Source organism: Leptotrichia trevisanii DSM 22070, from assembly GCF_000482505.1.
Taxonomy (GTDB): domain Bacteria; phylum Fusobacteriota; class Fusobacteriia; order Fusobacteriales; family Leptotrichiaceae; genus Leptotrichia; species Leptotrichia trevisanii.
Genome location: NZ_KI519449.1, coordinates 14,576 through 31,949, shown reverse-complemented (window position 1 = coordinate 31,949; position 17,374 = coordinate 14,576). Strand labels below are relative to the sequence as shown.

The following is a 17,374-nucleotide window of genomic DNA, read 5'->3' as shown; positions in this document are numbered from 1 at the left end:
GATTCCAAAACTTACTCCAAATACGCTTTCTGCAAATTCTAATTTAACCATAGTTTTTCCTCACTCCTTTTTCTAAAATTTTTTACCAAACAGCAGGGCATCAAAACCCTACTGAAATAATATATTCAATACCCCCATAAAGAAATTAGTCCAAAAATTACTTGTTTCTATCGGCTGTCCTCCCTTCTGAACTTCTCCTTTAAACTTCCCATTCTTATCATACTTTTTACACATCCACATTCCACTATCAACTTCATCACAGTTTTCCTTTTCCTGCCCATTATCATAGTATGAAATAGCTTTTTGGGTAAATGTTGGATTTTTCTGATTATTGTCTTTGGCTATCGCATAATATTTTACCTTTCCATTTGGATAGTATAATTCTTGAGGAAGTCCTGCCATTGAGTCGTTTTTGAAATTAAAAATAGCTTGTAATCTTCCCTGTTTATCGTATGATTTTAATTTACCATTCAAGATATAGTTTACCATTCCTTTTTGGCTGTAATCCTGTATTACCTCAAGGACTGTCTTTATATCTTTTCCATTTTCATAATACACTGTTCTTATTCCATTTGAGCCATCCACTGCTTTATATGTTCTGAATGTTGTTCCATTTTGTCTGTATTCTGTGCTTATTTGCATTACATCATTTTTAAAAAATTTTTCTGATTGTAATCTTCCATTAGAATAATAATAATATCCTTTTCCCTCATTCTTATCATCTTCCTGAGGAACTTTTAATTTTAATTGATTATTTGGATAATATTCATATGCTGTTTTTTCTGTATGCCCCTCTTTATAAAATAAAATTCCTTCTATATTTTTTCCATTTTTTAATCCCTTAATTGCAGAACCTGTAAAAGGTTTATTTTCACCTATTACATATACTCTATCTTTAGATTTGTTCCTTTCTATGTTATTCCAATCTACAATTCTTTCAACTTGTATATCTTTTAATTCGTTATAATTACTTAATTTTCTTACTCCATTTATCTCATTTAAATATGCTGCTTCAAGTAAGTTTGATAACAAAATAAATAATATTAATAATTTATTTTTTAATTGGAACAATTCCTTCACCCCCACTTCCATTAGGAATACTATCAGAAAGCACATTCTTAAACTGTTTCTCTAAGAAATATATTGGATCTCCTACTTCCACTCTGTTCACTGAATTTGGACTTTGTTTAACTACTAGCTCAAATTCTCCTTCTGATGATTCACTCAATATTAGTTTCTCATTGTAGCTTACTACTTCCACTTCTGGGATTCGCACGTATCTTACTGGGATTCCAAAACTTACTCCAAATACGCTTTCTGCAAACTCTTTTGGACTTTCTAGGTTGTCTTTTGCTTTGTTTTCACGGTTTATTTTGTCTACTTCCTCTTTTAAGCCTTCTTTTTCTTTTATTAGTTCCTTTTGTTTTCTTTTGTATTCTTCTATTTCTTTTAGGGTTTTCTCATTTTCTGCTTCATAGTTTAGCATTTTTTCATAATTATTTATTTGAGTATCCAAATTAGCTATTTCATTTGCTGTTTCATTTTTTAACGCTGTCTTTTCCTGTATATGTTTAACTGCTTCTTTTTTTTCTGCATCTGTTAATGGTGCTGGTAATGTTGGATTAGTCCCATCTACATTTGAATTTAAGATTTTTATTTCTGAATCTAATTTTTCTTTTTCTAAATATTTTTTTGCATATTCCTCTTTCAGTTTCTCCATTTCCGCTCTTATTCCTGCTTCATCCTTATATTTTGAGAGTGCCAGTTTTCTTTCTGATGATCTGTCTGTTGCATTTTTGAATTCTGCTGCCATATTTTTGTTCAGTTCCTGAAGTTTTGCATTTATATCTGTTATTTTTGCGTTTATTTCCTGTCTTTTTAGTCCTTCTGCCGCCTGTCCTTCGTCCTTCCATTCGTTCACTTTATCTGAAAGTTCCTTTTTTACTGGTTTTGTTTCATTGAAATACACTATTAACATATTCTTTCTTATTTTTGACAATGCAGGTTTTGGTATGCTTGACTGAGTTTGGGAATTTGCAGCTAAAGGCAGTGCTTTAGGCATTGATTTTGTTGGTTCTTTTGGGATTTCACCTGTTGCCCATTTGTTCAGCTTATTTATCACTTGTAAATTTGACATATATTCTATTATCTTTTTTCCCGCTAGCTGTCTAAATCTTTTTTTACCATTTGAACCTAATTTATCGTAACTTAGTAAATCTTCAACCAATCCCTTTTTTTCTTCCTTTGGTAATTCTATTCCATTTTTTTCCTTGTCTAAGTCAAGTGACGTTATTTTCCCTTTGATTCTTATTACTGTCCCGTCTATGAACTGCAAGTCATTAAATCTATTTTCAAACATTGTGTTTTTCCCACTCATTAAAACCATCAATGGTAAGTTAGCTGCTGTTTCCGCCTTTGAAAATTCAACTTCATTTACAAATACTGGAAATATTTCTATCCTGCTGTGAAGCGGATTGGTTGTTATCAATCCTTTTCCAATTTCTTTTAATGTTTCACCTATGTTGTCCATATCGTGATTTACATTATTAGTTTGTTCTCCTTTAAATTCACTAAACATTACATATGCTCTCATATACTATTCTCCCTTCAAATTATAATCTATATCATTTGCATTCATTTCTACTTTTGTTGCCTCCACATTTACTTGTGGAGCATTCATTTCCACTTTTGCCACTTGAAGCACTACTTTTCTTTTTTCTATATCTTTTCTAGTATCATTTGCCAATGCTCCAATTACATAGCCATCACGTATATTTCTAAACTCCACTACTACATTTTCCTTTTCACTTGGTATCACAACTGTTGATGTCCCACTTAAATATCCTGTATTTATTAATATGGGAAATGGATAATAGCTGTTTATTTCAGTTTGGTTATTCTTCATAATTACTGTTCCATTTTCCTTTCCTTCAACCTCTTCACGATAGTTTAAAGCCTCCTTCCCTTCATCTATCAACATTTGTGAAAAATCAACGTATACTCCTATCCTTTCCCCTTTTTCAATTATTTTTTCAGTTCTTTCCTGATGGAATTTTTTATCAGCTTCTAACATTGCAACTTCTTTTTGCTTTTTTTTCAATTCTTGCCGTTTCTCTGATATAAATTTATTTTCATTTTCATCAAGTTCCCCATTTCCTCTATTAGAATACTCCTCTTTGCTCTTTTCTAATTTTAAAAGTTCTTCTCGCTTTCTCTTTACTTTTTCTTCTGTTTCCGTTTCATTTTCTATACTATCCTGTAAATTTATAATATCATTTTTTAAATTCGTTTCCGCATTTTCAATCTCCTTCAGTTTTTCTTGATTTTGTAAGTATTCTTCCTGTATTTTTTCATCTGACACTACTATATTTACAGCATCTTTAACTTTCCCTTCCAGACTATTTGGAAATTCCACTTTTATTTTTTCAGAAATTGTTTTAATCTCTGAGATAGTCTTACTCTCATAAAAATACTGTGTTTTTGTCAAACTATTTATAACAATTTCGCTTTCGCTTATACAATATCCTTTATAATATGTTCCTAATTCCAAATATTCTGAAATTGGCATATTTTTATTTAATCTAATAGGCTCTTCTTTCTTATTAGAACTTTCTTTCTGCGCTTCAAAGCCTATTACCAAATTTCTTCCCTGTATATATACCGGGATTTTAAGTTCATAGTATAAAAATCTTATCAAAAATTGCCAAAATGTTTCATTATATTGCAGTACAAATCTTTTTTTCTTATAATTTAAAAATGGCTCATTATTCTCTATAATATTCCATTTAAAATTTAGATACCCTCTTAACTCAGTTGAAACATTTGCTTCATTTCCATAATAATTACGGATTTTTTCTTTAAAGGAATCTAAAAAATCTTTTATTGTAAAGTCAGTTTTATAATCTATGAACATTGGAACTCTATCCATTAGTTTAGTTATTGATACAGCAGTTATTGTTATTGTATCCCATATTGTACCTTCAACTTTTGTAATTAATCCATAAAAATATGTTTTTTCAACTTCATTTTTCTCATTTCCCAAATCAACACCAATAAAATATTTAGTATTAAACATAAAGTCTTTATTTTCAGGAATGAGAAGTTCATCAATTTTTTCTCTCGTAAATTTATCAAATTTATCAATTTTCATTTCCGCTTCCATTATTGAATGTTCCATCATTTTATTTGTTATTTTTATTTTAAAATTTTGTAATTGAATATACCCTCTTTCTTCTTTTTTGCTCCCAATAAATATCTGAACTCTATTTGCAACTGACATATACTTGGTATTTCCTGCACTTACATTATTTTCAATTGTAATCGGTTTTATCCCACTACTACTAGAATTAGCAGAAGTAGAATTACTACCACCTGCATTACCTTCAGAACCTCCATTTGTTCCCATACCTGCATTTTCAGCTACAACATTCGTTTCATTATTTTCACTTTCTGGCATTTAGTTTCCTCCTTCTAATTTTATTTTTATTAATTTCAAAATTACATTATTAACATTTCTCCAATTTTCAATGTTTCTTCTACACCAATTACCCCAATATGATATTCCCACATTACTTTTGGAAAATATTCCATTGGTAAAAACAACTCTGCAAGAACTTTCACTTTTCTTTTATTAGCTTTATTCTTTTTTGCATTTATATAAAACAAATATTTTTTCTTTTCATGTCTATATCTATAAAATATGCTGTCCTTAAATATTATTTTAAGAATTGTGCAAAAAACATATAATGAATCATCTGTTTCATAAGAAACTTTTAAATATCTAGCAATTTTCATTTTTTCAGTTTTAGAAAAATATTTTATATTATTTTTTACAAACTCACCAAAATATCCATTTTCCATTAATTCTGTATATTTTTTAAAAATAATATAATTATAATTTATTCCCTCTTGCAAATCAATTTCTGCCAACAGATGAAACATAATATTGTTTATCGCTTTTTCCAATATTTCCTCTTCTTCTATTAAATAGTCGTTTAAACTATTAAAAATACTATTAAATCTCACATACGGATTTACTTCAATTTCATTTTTATCAATCTCTATTGCGTTTAATTTACCATCATTTAATTCCATATAGGAAGATATTTTTTCTTTTGGTATCAAAAATTTTATATTTTCTGTTTTTTGAGAGTTATTTCGTATATCTTGTATCACTTTCCAAATATATTTATACTCTTCTTTTCTATTCATCATAATCATCAACCACCTTAAATATATATTCTGGATATATGTATTCAAGTTCACTTACTAAATATTCCATTTTTTTTACCATTTCTCTTTTATCCATATTATTTTTTTCTATTTTTAGTATAATTTCCTGCTTTAAATTTTTATCCAAGTCAAAATCATATTTTATAAAATGGTTTAATTTTTTCAGTTTTAAATATTTTCTGTTTTTCAATGTTTCAATACCTATATCTTTAAGCACTATATCATCTAGTGTTTCATATGATGAAAATAATCTATTAATTTCCGCTCTCGTCCTAACTCTTTTTAAAATTGTTATTTCATTGTTTTTTTGCATATTAGAATAGATTTTAAATTTTAATTCATTTTCTTTTCTCTTAATATCATTTATATCCAAAAATTCCCATATTTCCCAAGCATCATTAAGAGATTCATCAGAAAGAACATTTATATTTCCATCATTTCCTCTGTATATAGAAAAATATTCCCCGTCTCTTTTATGATTTACTAAAATATTATTATTTCCCTTATAATCTAGCTTATATCTATATACAATATTATTTTCATATGGTAATACATAATCCCAAGAATTTACTTTTTTTCTATTTATATTCCATACTAAAAAACAATCTTTTTTAGCTTTTTCTTCAAATTCTTCCAAATCATAATTCATATCATATATTTCATCTATATTCAAAAATTCCCTATTGTATTCATCAATTATTAAATTATAGAAATTATCATTATAATATGAATTAACTGTTTTCCATTCTAATCCATTTTTTTGAAAAATATAGTATAGATTTTCAATAATTTTATCATATTTAGAAGATTTTTCTAATCTAAAAGTAATTGGTATTTTTTTATTATAGTCATCAATATATCCTTGAAATTTTCTATCTTTTAGTCCCTTTTCCTCATCTTCTGTCAATTCCATATATATTGTTTGAAAAACTCTATTTCTTTTTAGCATTATATCCTTCATATTTAGATTTTTTATATCTTTTTCTATAAAATCCTCACTAAAAATTGCTGTAAATAAATTATCATTAAGTTTATATTCCTTTTCATTCATAATTGTCATACAGATAAAATGATTATTTTTAATTTCATTTGAAGTTTCTCTTTCTCTATTTTCTATTTCATTAATCTTATTTTCAATATATTCTTTCAAGTCATTAAAGTTATCATAAAAATTATCTCTAAAAAAATGTCTTAACATATCATTTTTAAAATCCAACATTTCTTTCTTCATCACTTTATCAAAGTCTTTCATTTTTACCTCTTTTCTCTGTCTTTTATAAACTTTTAAATGCTTATATTATACAACTTTTTTAAAAATTTATCCAATTTATATTTTTTATTAATTTCTACAGTCCCCCTTTGATAAATAGTTATGCAATTTAAAATTCATAATAAATCCACTATTCAAAGGGAAATAATATAAAAAAAGACTATCTCGTACTTACAAGACAGCCTAATGTATAGTTATTAAATTGTCAAAAAACTAAAAACTTTTAATAAATATATTACTGATTATTTTAATAATTTTTAAGCAAATTCTAAATTTATAATCTAAAAATACTTTTTATATCAATATATTTTATATAAAATATAATAAGAAAGAATGCAACTATAAAATTTATACAAATAGCATTGATTAAAAAAATTTATATATTTAATTTTATAAAGTATTCAAAAAATCTTCAACATCATATAATTTTGTTAATTCATCAGAGTACAATATATTATTAGAAAAAATTCTATGACAAAGAATAAAGAAAAACATTAATATTGCTATTAATATATAGATTTTGGAATTTTCTAAAAATATTTCTGTTAATTTTGTAATAATAGCTACATATGTTTCACCATAATTACCTTTACTATTAACAGTTAATGTCATTATATTGGAATAATAATTGTTTATTAACCCTAAAAAACTTGTTGCTATTAACAAAATCCCCCCATTTTTTAATGACAACGCAAATGTTATTGTTTTTCTTGACAAAGTTTTTTTTATCCTTTTACCTAGTTCAGTTTTAGCAACATCTTTTGAAAAATTTTCAAAATTATATTTCTTTTTTATTTCTTTTTCAAAAGCCATATTTATTTTTTTATTCAGTTTATAACTTTCTGTAAAAGGATTTAAGAAAAACCACCACCACTTTATTTTTAACTCATCATTTATTCCTACTCCATTTTCTTTTAAAATCTTATCCATCTTCTTGTCTATTATCTTTAAATTTAAAAAATAACCTAATATAAAAAGTATTGCCATTCCCAATGCTATCCAATTACTTGTTATAATATCTCTTAAAAATTCAATATTTTTTAAAGAAGAAAAAGTCATAAACAACAAAAATAATAAAAATGATAATATATAAAGAAATAATTTCATTTCCTTATGTATAATAAAATTAACTATATTAAAGTTACTTCTTTTTACCATTAATGAATCTAAATTTTCAATTTTGTCTTTATTTGTATTTTCAGACATTTAAACCTCCACTATTATTTTAGAATATTTTTTAATTAATACTATTTGTTTAAATTATTAAAAATCTTATCCTAGCTCTTATTTTTCTTTTTTAAGTCTAATAATCTCTCGTTCAATTTCTTCTATTTCTTCCTTTTTTTTCTTATCATCTTTTTCTAATTTTGATAATCTTCTTTCTTTTTCCCGCCTTTCATCTGCTAGACTACGACGTTGAACGATTATATTATTTTGTAATTTTTCATTTGGATTAACAATAATTTCCTGTCCTTCTTTTATTTCGTTACCATAAATTTCTATTTTTTCACCATTATTAATACCTATTTGAACCTCTTGTTCTGTTACTTTATTATCTTTATCAATAAAATAAATATAACATTTTATTCCAGCCTTAGAATTTTTCTTTACAATTGCCGTTAAAGGAACTGTTAAAACATTTTCTCTTTTTTGGTAATAAAGACGAATATTCAATTTTTCATTTAAAGCAATATTCTGAAATGAATTTGTTAAAAATTCTAAAGTTTTTAAATTATCCACACCAGTATTATTAATTTTGTACAGTGTAGCGTTAAATGTATTAGAATTTTCATTTTTGTCATCTTTTGAATTTTTTATATTCATTGATTGCATTCTTGCTTCGTTTCCAATGTTAATATATTTCAGTTTTTCGGATTTAACAGGATCACTTGTAATCTTTAAATCATAACTTTTAGCTAGTATCAAGACAGGAGTAGATGTATCTGTTACACCACCTTCTAGTACATTTATTTTCACAATATATCCATCAACTGGACTAAAAACTACTCTCTGAACTAATTGCTTTTCCTGAAGGAGTTCCGTTGCTTCAGTTTGCAATGCTTCCACTTCTCCTCTAAGTTGTTGCATTTGTTCACTTACATCTACTTTCTGTTTTTCTTGTTCTATCAAATATCTTAATTGAGATTGTTTTACAGCTAAAGCTTCACGCCTATCATTTAATTTATTATCCAGTTCTTTTTCTTTATATTCACTAAAGCGAATTATTACATCACCTTTACTAACTCTGTCTCCTTCTTTAAAATAAACTTTATCAACTCCTAATTGTATATTCAAGCCAATTGTAACAAAATCTTTTGCTTCGGCTTTACCTTGTGTGTCAATAAAAAGTTCCAAATTTTCTCGTTTAATTGGTTCGACAATAAACTTGTCATTAAGTCTTGGAGTACAAAACTTTATCATCAGAAGAATTACAAATATTAACACTGTTGGCAAGAACCATATAACATTATCATTTTTTCTCATTAATGTTCTCCATCAAAATACGAAATTTCATTTAAATTATCTTCATATGGGAAATATTGTTTACGTCCTAAATACAATTGATCATTTTTACGCTGTATTGGAAACACAAAAAATCCCCAATTATTTAAATCAGTGTATATAAAAAATCTTACCGTATTATTTTTAATTGTATCCGTGTCATCCTGTGTAATTATTCCTTCAAATTCTGGCAAGATAACTTCTGCATCTTTTTCAACATAATCTTCTTCATTTTTGTAAATTAATTCTTTCTTCAATTCACCTTCAGCATTGTGAACATAAATTTTTAATTCTTCAGCAGTAACTGACTTATCAATATCACCTCTTAATATTTTAGCCTTTCTAGAAGTTCTTAACATTTCAACTAATTCACCATTATATTTCTCAACCCAAACAGAATAAGGAACTAATGGAACTTCATTTTCTATTTTTACATCCATATGTCCAAAACGCTTGTAGTCTAAATATTTTATTGCACCGTCAAGACAATTTAATTTTAACTCATAGTCATCACGATGACTAAGTTCTTTGTATTCTATCATTTTTCCTGGTACAAATTCTTTTAATACTTCCTGAAAAGTGCTAATTTTAGTTGATTGTCCACTTAATTTGATTAGTGAATATTCAAATAATACTCCTTCTTTGTAATATGTATTCAAAAATTTTCTAAGCATTCCATAAATATCAGCTTTCACAATTTTTTCAATTTCTTTAATTGTAAAAATTATTTCTGGATATTCAGTAATTGTTTTAAAAATTCCATTTTCATAAATATGTAATTTCCATGCTTTTAATTTTGTAATATGTATATCATTTCCTGTTTCATATTTATCTGTTACATCAAAACGGGTTCTAATTCTACCATCAGATGTAAAAAATTCTTTTTTTAGATTTTCCGCAGCTTCCCATAACATATAAAAATTATTTCTAATTTTTCTATATTCATCACTCATTTTATTTTCAAATTTTGAAAATTTAGTGGGAATTATTTTTTCGTATTTATCATACTCCTGTTGCATTTTTTCGAAAATTTTTTCTACACCAAATTCATCAATTACCTTATAAATCATATCATTATCATATTCTATTAAATCATTTATAGATAAAATTTTATCATTTGAGTAATTTGCTCCTAATACTATTTTTAAAAATTGCATAATTCTATATGTTAGATTATTTCCACCAAAATTTTCATCACCATTTTCAAAACTTGTTTTAATATCTAAATAGTAGGATACTCTACCATTTTCAATTACATATCTACAGGCAGCCAGATCTGTTGTTCCGCCTCCACAGTCAATAATCAATGCATTATATTTTTCTTTTTCCTTGTAATTTCCATTACGAATCTGTATCTCAATTGTGTTGTATAGCACGGCAATTGCTTCATCCATTGCATTTTCACGAATAATTTCATATTCATATTCTTTTACCCCATCTTTTTCATTAGTGAAAATTTCCTGAAACATACTTAAAAATTGTTCTTTTAATTTTACTGGACTTGAAGCGTGTATTTTTTTAAATTTACATTTAAATGTATATTCAGCTCTATCAACAACATATTTTAAATAAGCCTTTATAATTTCTTTTCTTTTAACATAAGTTATATTTCCAAATTCATCATTAATTTTCTCTTCTACCTGATGATCATGAACCCATTTTTTTAATCCATAAAATAATGAGCCAGTTACAACATAATCATTCATTTCTAATTTTCTTAATACATCATATCCAAAAGAATATTCAATGTTATTTCTATCATTACAATCCTCAACATAAGCTAAGGTTGGAAATATTTCCCGATAATTTCTTTCTCCATCATTAAATTTAACATAATTAATTTCATTAATCTTAATATTTCCATTTAAAATATCATTAGTTGGCAAACTTTTTACATAATTTCTATCTAAATATGCCCCAACTGCTGTATTTACTGTTCCAAAATCAATACATAAAGTTGCATTTGTATATTCAAGTTCCCTTACTTCAAAGTTTTCAAGTTCAACCTTATAATAATCAAGTTTATATGGATATACTGGATATACATCAGTTTCTTTATGATTATAAAATTTATAAATAAACTTCAAATCATTTTCTTCAAAAAATAATAATGAAAATTTATTATTAGTTAAATCATCAATTCTAAAAAATTCTTTTTTACTTACTAGATAATAAGCGTCTTTTGAACTCAAATCTTTTTCCAACTGAAAAATTCCACATAAATAATTATTTGCATTTATTAAAAAGGCATTTGCATGACTTATATGATCTGGCAATATTATTTTATAATTATCTTCTCTCGTTAAATTTAATTCCTTATACAAAATAATTTTATGTGGCACCCTGATACTATTCTCGTGATGAATTTTATTTCTTAATTCTTCATCAAATAATTCCTGAACATTTACTAATCCATTCTCATTATATTTATTAATACAGTAGTCTGGTTTAGCTCCACGATATTTTAATATAATATTTATTAACTCTTCTCTAGTTGGTGTATCAATTCTTGCCTCTACTAATTTTTCTTCAGCGGCAATTTGGTACATTTCATAATACGATTTTCTTCTTAATTCTTCCTCATAAAATAATTTCATTGAATTTCCTTTCTTTAAGATTTTATAATGTACCCAAATTTCCCAAAATTATCCTAATAAAAAACAAATTTAGTATTTAAATAGCACAATTATATATTTTAAACTTAATTTAAAACGGAATTGCTATAACTATATTTCTAATTTTTTTAATTCTTCAAGCAATTCTTCACAACTAGAATATCGCTCGTCTTTATTAATAGATAATCCCTTAAAAATAACTTGCTTTAACAGTTCGTCCACTTCTTTTTCATAAAGTAATTCAGGATAATAAAATCTTTTTAACACATCCATTGGTTTTTGTTTATTTAGCATAAAATAAAGTAATGCACATAGGCTATATATATCTGTTCTCACATCGTTTTCTGCTTTTAAAGAATACATTTCAAGTGGAGAATAACAATCTGTTACTTTTATATATGTTCCATTCTTTTCCTCATCTATAAGACTTGAACCAAAATCAATAATTTTAATTTTCTGTTTGCCGTTTATTAAAATATTTGATGGTTTAATATCACGATGTATGACATTCTTATTATGTATTTCTTTTATTGCTTCTAAAATATCAAAAAATATTTTTACAATATCTTTTTCCAAAACATCATTTTCTAATATGTATTTTTTCAAAGTTCTTCCTTTAAAATACTCCATTATTAAATATACAGTTCCATTTTCTTCAAAATACTCATTTAATTTAATAATATTATCATTATTAAATCTTTTCAATACATTAGCTTCTCTATAAAAACTTTCTTTAAGCATTTTAAAATTTTTTTGATACCTGTCAGTAAAAACTATATTATTATCTCTGATAACAAATTTTGATGGAAAACATTCCTTTATAATATATTGTTTATTATTATAAGAAGATAAATATATGTTAGAAAAATCAGTTTTAGAAGCATAACTTTCAATTTTGTATTTTCCATTTAATTTATATTCTAATGGTAAAAAATCCATTTTATTCTCCCCTTTTAAACTTTATTTCCATTATCATCTCTTCCAAGTATTTTCCAATTTCTTTTAATTTCTTGATTTAAATCATCATTTCTTACTAAAGTTTTTTTCTCTTTTTTTCTTTTTTTATATATATTAACATTTGATTTTTGATGTGATTTTTTTTTGCTCCTTACTCTTTTTTTTATGATTTTAGGTTTATGAATTTCTGTATTTTGTTTATTTATTTCTAAATTTGGAGTTGTTTCTTCTTCAGGAGTTATAACAATCTCCGCAGTCTTTACTATTGGTTCAGATTGTTCAATTACCTTTGATTGTTCAACTTTTGTAAATAATTTTTGTTCATTAATGTTTGCTAATTTCTTTTTATATATTAATTCTTCAATTTTTTTAGTAATTTTTTTACTTTGAGGCTTAATCTTAGAATACCAATCAAGTGCTACATTAATCTCTTTGACAGAATTATTATAATCCTCTTCTTTATAATACTTTTCTGCTATATCAAAATGCTTTTGTGCTTCATTTTCATATTTTTTTAAGACCAATGTTTTATTGATAGCTATAAATGTAAAAGAAAATATAAGCATTAAAAGAAAATATTTTAACGGATTCCCTTGTTCTTGCCTTTCTATGATAATTATTTCCTCTTCTTCAACAATTCTTTCTGCAAAAATAGACATAAATGGTATTGTCATTCTATCTAATTTTTCAACTTCCTCGATTTTTTCGCTAATACTCTTTTCAATTTCAATTTTACTATTCCAACGAATTAATGCATCTGAAATATTATTATCATTTATAGTTTTCCAAAATTTGGGTGTTCCCAATAAAGCATAATCATCTTTTAACAACTGAATTGTCTTATTTTCATCACGGAGTATATCTTCAACAATCATATTTTCACGGAATAGTTTTAATCTCGTATCCCCTATATTACTAACCATCATTTTATTTTCACTTACAAGAACTACTAAAATAGAAATTTTACCCTTTTTTTTATTTTTCATCAGTTTTCGTTCTATGATTTTTTTATAAGCAATATTTAAAATATTAGTTGCATTTTCTTGTGAAAATTCCTTATTTTCAAAAAAATATCTGACAGCTTCTTCAACCCCTATTTTTGCAAAATTTTCATACTTATCATTATCTACAATTAAACACCAAAAACCTTTGTCTTTTTCTGGAATATATGTTGAATAAGTATTTTTCTCTGCAATTCCCGCATAGTTTTTAAAAAAATATGTAACATATTTACTTTTTTTCTCGTCCAAATTAATCCCTCCTTTCAAATTAAGATGAACACTCTTAAATTAATAATAATTGAAATTCAAATTTATATATTTGTTATTTCCAGAATTGCCACCATTTTTTATTAGCTTTTGAAGTCGCTTTTTTCAATTTTTTCTCCACTCTTTTTTGAATTTCATTAGATTCTCCCACTAATTTCATATCATCTAATGACATTTGATATTTTTTTACACTTTCTTGCCAATTTTTCTTTTTATACTCTTCATCTCCCTGTTCTTCATATAAATATCCTTCTACTTTAGATATTTTTTGTGATAAATATTCAATCTTATTTGTTTGATCATCAAAATCTCCTGAAGCTTTTAATGTTTCAAAAATTTGTTTTGATTCATTATACTTTGTTATACTTTCTGTGTATCTTTTCAGATTAAACATCTGTTCTGCCTGTATTTCTAAATTTGTAGCATTTTGAATATTTTCTGCTATTTTTTCTCTTCTTTGTTTTTCCTGCTCAATTGCATTTCTTTGAGCTTCAATTTCTGCTTCTTTTGCTCTAATTTTTTGCTCTGCCTGTATTTTTTCTTGCTGTAATTGCTGTGTTGACTTTATTTGTTGTTCTTTCAACTGATCTGATAACCTTTTTTCAACATCTTTTAATTGTTTATCTTTTTGACTTTCAAGCTTTATAAAATCTTGTGCTTGTGCTATAAATTTATTTGCATTAGCCACATTATTAGAATCTCCTAATTCTTGATAAATCGTTTTTGCTTTACTTAACAATGTTATTGCTTCAGCTGGTTTATTAGCAGTTATATGATTAAGTCCCTCTTGAACTAAATTATTTGCTGTTTGAATACTAGACATTTGCTTTGAGTTTAATTCTTGTATTTTATTATCTATTTCTTGTGTTTTTACAGTATCTCCCAAAGTTTGATACATTTGTCTTGCCTGATAATAAGCTTCCCTTGATTTATTTGTATCTGAAGTTGATAATAAATCACCTCTATTTTCTGTTAACATTGCTCCATTATATGCAGTTTTCTCTTTTTCATTAATTTCTGCAATTTTTCTTTCAATACTTGTTACATAATCTGCTCTACCATTTGTTAAGTACATTTCTGAGGCTGTTTTATAATTTTCTTTTGCTAAATTAAAATTACCTGCAGAAAATGCTTGATTTCCAGCAGTTTCTATTGCTTGTGCTTCCTTTAATTTCGAGGCTGATTGTATTCTTGAATCTAATGTTGTTAAAACTTCATTCGTATTTAATTCATCTCTTTTATATGAGTTTTCAGACAAAATAAACTTTGCTGACTGATATTTTTGAGTAGCATCATCATACCGACCGTTATTAAATAACTCATTCCCCTGATTTATATTTTGGAATGCCATTGCTAATTTTTCTGTTTGTACAATTCTATTTTTTACATTATTTATCATATTTTGAACTTTTGTCCGCCTTGCATTTGCATTAACAAAAAATCCAATTATTCCTCTACTTTTGGGTTTTAATCTCTCATATTCTCCAATAACAAGCTTCAAATCATCTACTGAATTGTTAAAGTTTTTCTTAACCAATTCATCATCTGCCTGTTGTTCATAATTTGTAGCTCTTTTCATTATACTGTTTCTTTTGTTTATATTCCAAAAAGTTAAAACTAAAATAATTAGCAATATTCCCAAACTTATAAGCCCTATTTTTATCCAAAATCTTTTTTGATCTTTTTCAATTGGTTCTGGAGAAGCAACTTTTTCAATCTTTACTGCAGCCATAGTATAATTTTCTACTTCATCTCGTAATGTTGCGATTACACTTTTTTCTAAAGAATCCATCCAGCTTTTTTGATCTGGTTGTCTTGATAACTCCACTTCCATTTCTCTTTCATCAATATTTTCCCAAAACCCTATCGTAGTTAAACAAAGAATATCATTTTCTTGCAATGTAATAGGAGTCCTTATTATATTTGGTTTTATCTTTCCAAAATCTCCTATTGCTTGTAATAAATCATTTCTCTGGCGATGAAATTTTATATCTCTAGTATCTAATGCTCCTTCATCCACTAATAATTGTGCAATACTATCATCTCTACTCTGAGAAATAATATAGCCGCCTCTCATATGATAAAGGCGAGTATTTCCTACATTTCCATACAATATCGCATTATAATTACTAATTACTATTAAAAGAGAAGTGTGCATTAATGAGTATCTTTCCGTTTCTTCTTGTCGTTCCTTAATCTTTAAATTGGCATAATCTATCATTTCTTTAATAACTGCTGTATTAAATCTTGGGCGTAACATAAAATATTCAATTGCTGATTCAACTGCCAATTTTGCAGCAATAGCTGCTCCTTCTTCTGCATCGTATCCATCTGAAATCACCCAAATAGCATAGTTGTCTAATTGTACGTAGCCAAAGTAATCGTTATTCTGAGATCTTGTTCCTGCTTCACTGAAAAAATTAGTTACGAACTTAGCTTCGTCTTTTCTCATTAAAATCTCCTTCTAAATGTTAAAATATAACTTGAAACAAAATATTTTAATTCATTCTTTTATTCTATATGTAACAATTCTTTATTTCTCAACTTGAGATTTTTCTTTATTCCAATCAAAATTTTTACCACATAAATTTACAAATATAAATTTACTTTCTCCCATTTCAATCATATCAAAACTTCCTAATTCTTTTGTATTGTATAAAGCCTCGTTATTTATATAAATTAATCCATTAGCATCTCCCGGAGTAATTACAAAAACACGTCCTTTAGGATTATAACTAATCGAACAATGGTTTTTTCTTGAAATTGTCATATCACCTTTTATTTGTATATCCATTTCATCACCACGGCCAATAAAGTTTCTTTCACTTACAATTCTAAAATCTTTTCCTTTATCTGCACCTTCTATACAAACAAGCCATCCAACCACAGGATCAACTCTTGAATCCTTTGCCCAGTATGCCATTGTTTTATCATCATCATTCATTTCTTCAACTAAATTAATCTTATCTTCTTTTACTTCCGTTTCTAATCCCTCTGCTTTACAATATGGACATGAAGAATATTTTGAAGTATCGTATATATGTCCATTTTTACATCTTTTTAATTCTGCCATTATAAACCTCCATAATAATTTACAAATTTAATAAAATTTATATCTTTTAATGCTCTTAAATTATAGCTTTTCTTAATAATTATCAAAAAATATTGATTTTATTTTAGATTTGTTTTTTAAAGTTATCTAATACATCTAAATTTATATAAAGATATTATTACACATATTAAATGATAATTCAATCTAAAAAAATAATTTTTAATATTTTTTAATTTTTAATTAATTATTCTTTCCTCTAAAACAATATATTAAGTATTCCAAGCAGAAAATTTATCCCAAAGCTCCAGTCTTTAGCTTCACTAAATGTCGGCGAGTCAAATTCCCTTTTTAGTTCTCCGTTTTTTTTGTATTCCTTGCATCGCCAGTTATTGCTTGCCAGTTCCTTGCAGTCCAGTTTTTTCTGCTCGCTGTTATCAAAGTACTCCACATAAAAGTCCATTGCCTTAATATCCCTTAC

At 26.1% G+C, this 17,374-nt stretch carries 13 protein-coding genes; all 13 read right to left on the bottom strand.

The window, feature by feature from the left end; translation table 11 throughout:
- Window positions 1–108 precede the first annotated feature (108 nt).
- On the bottom strand, window positions 109–1,071 hold the full coding sequence (locus K324_RS0113590) for a toxin-antitoxin system YwqK family antitoxin (RefSeq protein WP_169720592.1): 963 nt from the start codon (window positions 1,069–1,071) through the stop codon (window positions 109–111).
- Window positions 1,052–2,593, bottom strand: coding sequence for a hypothetical protein (locus K324_RS0113585; RefSeq protein ID WP_026749618.1), 1,542 nt, complete (start codon window positions 2,591–2,593; stop codon window positions 1,052–1,054). Before K324_RS0113585 ends, K324_RS0113590 begins: the two co-directional genes overlap by 20 nt.
- A gap of 3 nt (window positions 2,594–2,596) precedes the next feature.
- Window positions 2,597–4,456, bottom strand: coding sequence for a ligand-binding sensor domain-containing protein (locus tag K324_RS0113580; RefSeq protein ID WP_026749617.1), 1,860 nt, complete (start codon window positions 4,454–4,456; stop codon window positions 2,597–2,599).
- Window positions 4,457–4,497: 41 nt separating this feature from the next.
- Complete coding sequence (locus K324_RS0113575) at window positions 4,498–5,214, bottom strand: hypothetical protein (protein ID WP_026749616.1); 717 nt, start codon at window positions 5,212–5,214, stop codon at window positions 4,498–4,500.
- Window positions 5,204–6,484, bottom strand: coding sequence for a hypothetical protein (locus tag K324_RS0113570; protein ID WP_026749615.1), 1,281 nt, complete (start codon window positions 6,482–6,484; stop codon window positions 5,204–5,206). The genes K324_RS0113575 and K324_RS0113570 overlap by 11 nt, the downstream gene beginning before the upstream one ends.
- Before the next feature lie 408 nt (window positions 6,485–6,892).
- Window positions 6,893–7,708 (bottom strand): hypothetical protein, encoded by an 816-nt coding sequence (locus tag K324_RS0113565; protein WP_026749614.1) that lies wholly within the window; start codon window positions 7,706–7,708, stop codon window positions 6,893–6,895.
- A gap of 78 nt (window positions 7,709–7,786) precedes the next feature.
- Window positions 7,787–8,986 (bottom strand): efflux RND transporter periplasmic adaptor subunit, encoded by a 1,200-nt coding sequence (locus tag K324_RS0113560; RefSeq protein WP_026749613.1) that lies wholly within the window; start codon window positions 8,984–8,986, stop codon window positions 7,787–7,789.
- Complete coding sequence (locus K324_RS0113555) at window positions 8,986–11,601, bottom strand: acetate and sugar kinases/Hsc70/actin family protein (RefSeq protein WP_026749612.1); 2,616 nt, start codon at window positions 11,599–11,601, stop codon at window positions 8,986–8,988. The genes K324_RS0113560 and K324_RS0113555 overlap by 1 nt, the downstream gene beginning before the upstream one ends.
- 129 nt (window positions 11,602–11,730) lie before the next feature.
- A complete protein-coding gene (locus tag K324_RS0113550; protein ID WP_026749611.1) occupies window positions 11,731–12,558 on the bottom strand; it encodes a serine/threonine-protein kinase in 828 nt (275 codons plus the stop codon).
- A gap of 14 nt (window positions 12,559–12,572) precedes the next feature.
- Entirely contained in the window at window positions 12,573–13,826 is a 1,254-nt protein-coding gene (locus tag K324_RS0113545; RefSeq protein ID WP_026749610.1) for a PP2C family serine/threonine-protein phosphatase, read from the bottom strand.
- A gap of 73 nt (window positions 13,827–13,899) precedes the next feature.
- Complete coding sequence (locus K324_RS0113540) at window positions 13,900–16,296, bottom strand: PP2C family protein-serine/threonine phosphatase (RefSeq protein ID WP_026749609.1); 2,397 nt, start codon at window positions 16,294–16,296, stop codon at window positions 13,900–13,902.
- 81 nt (window positions 16,297–16,377) lie between these two features.
- The gene (locus K324_RS0113535) at window positions 16,378–16,917 is read right to left on the bottom strand and encodes an FHA domain-containing protein (protein WP_026749608.1); all 540 of its coding nucleotides are present in this window, start codon (window positions 16,915–16,917) and stop codon (window positions 16,378–16,380) included.
- A gap of 235 nt (window positions 16,918–17,152) precedes the next feature.
- Window positions 17,153–17,374, bottom strand: a 222-nt coding sequence (locus tag K324_RS0113530) for a hypothetical protein (RefSeq protein ID WP_026749607.1), incomplete at its 5' end; no start/stop codon positions are given.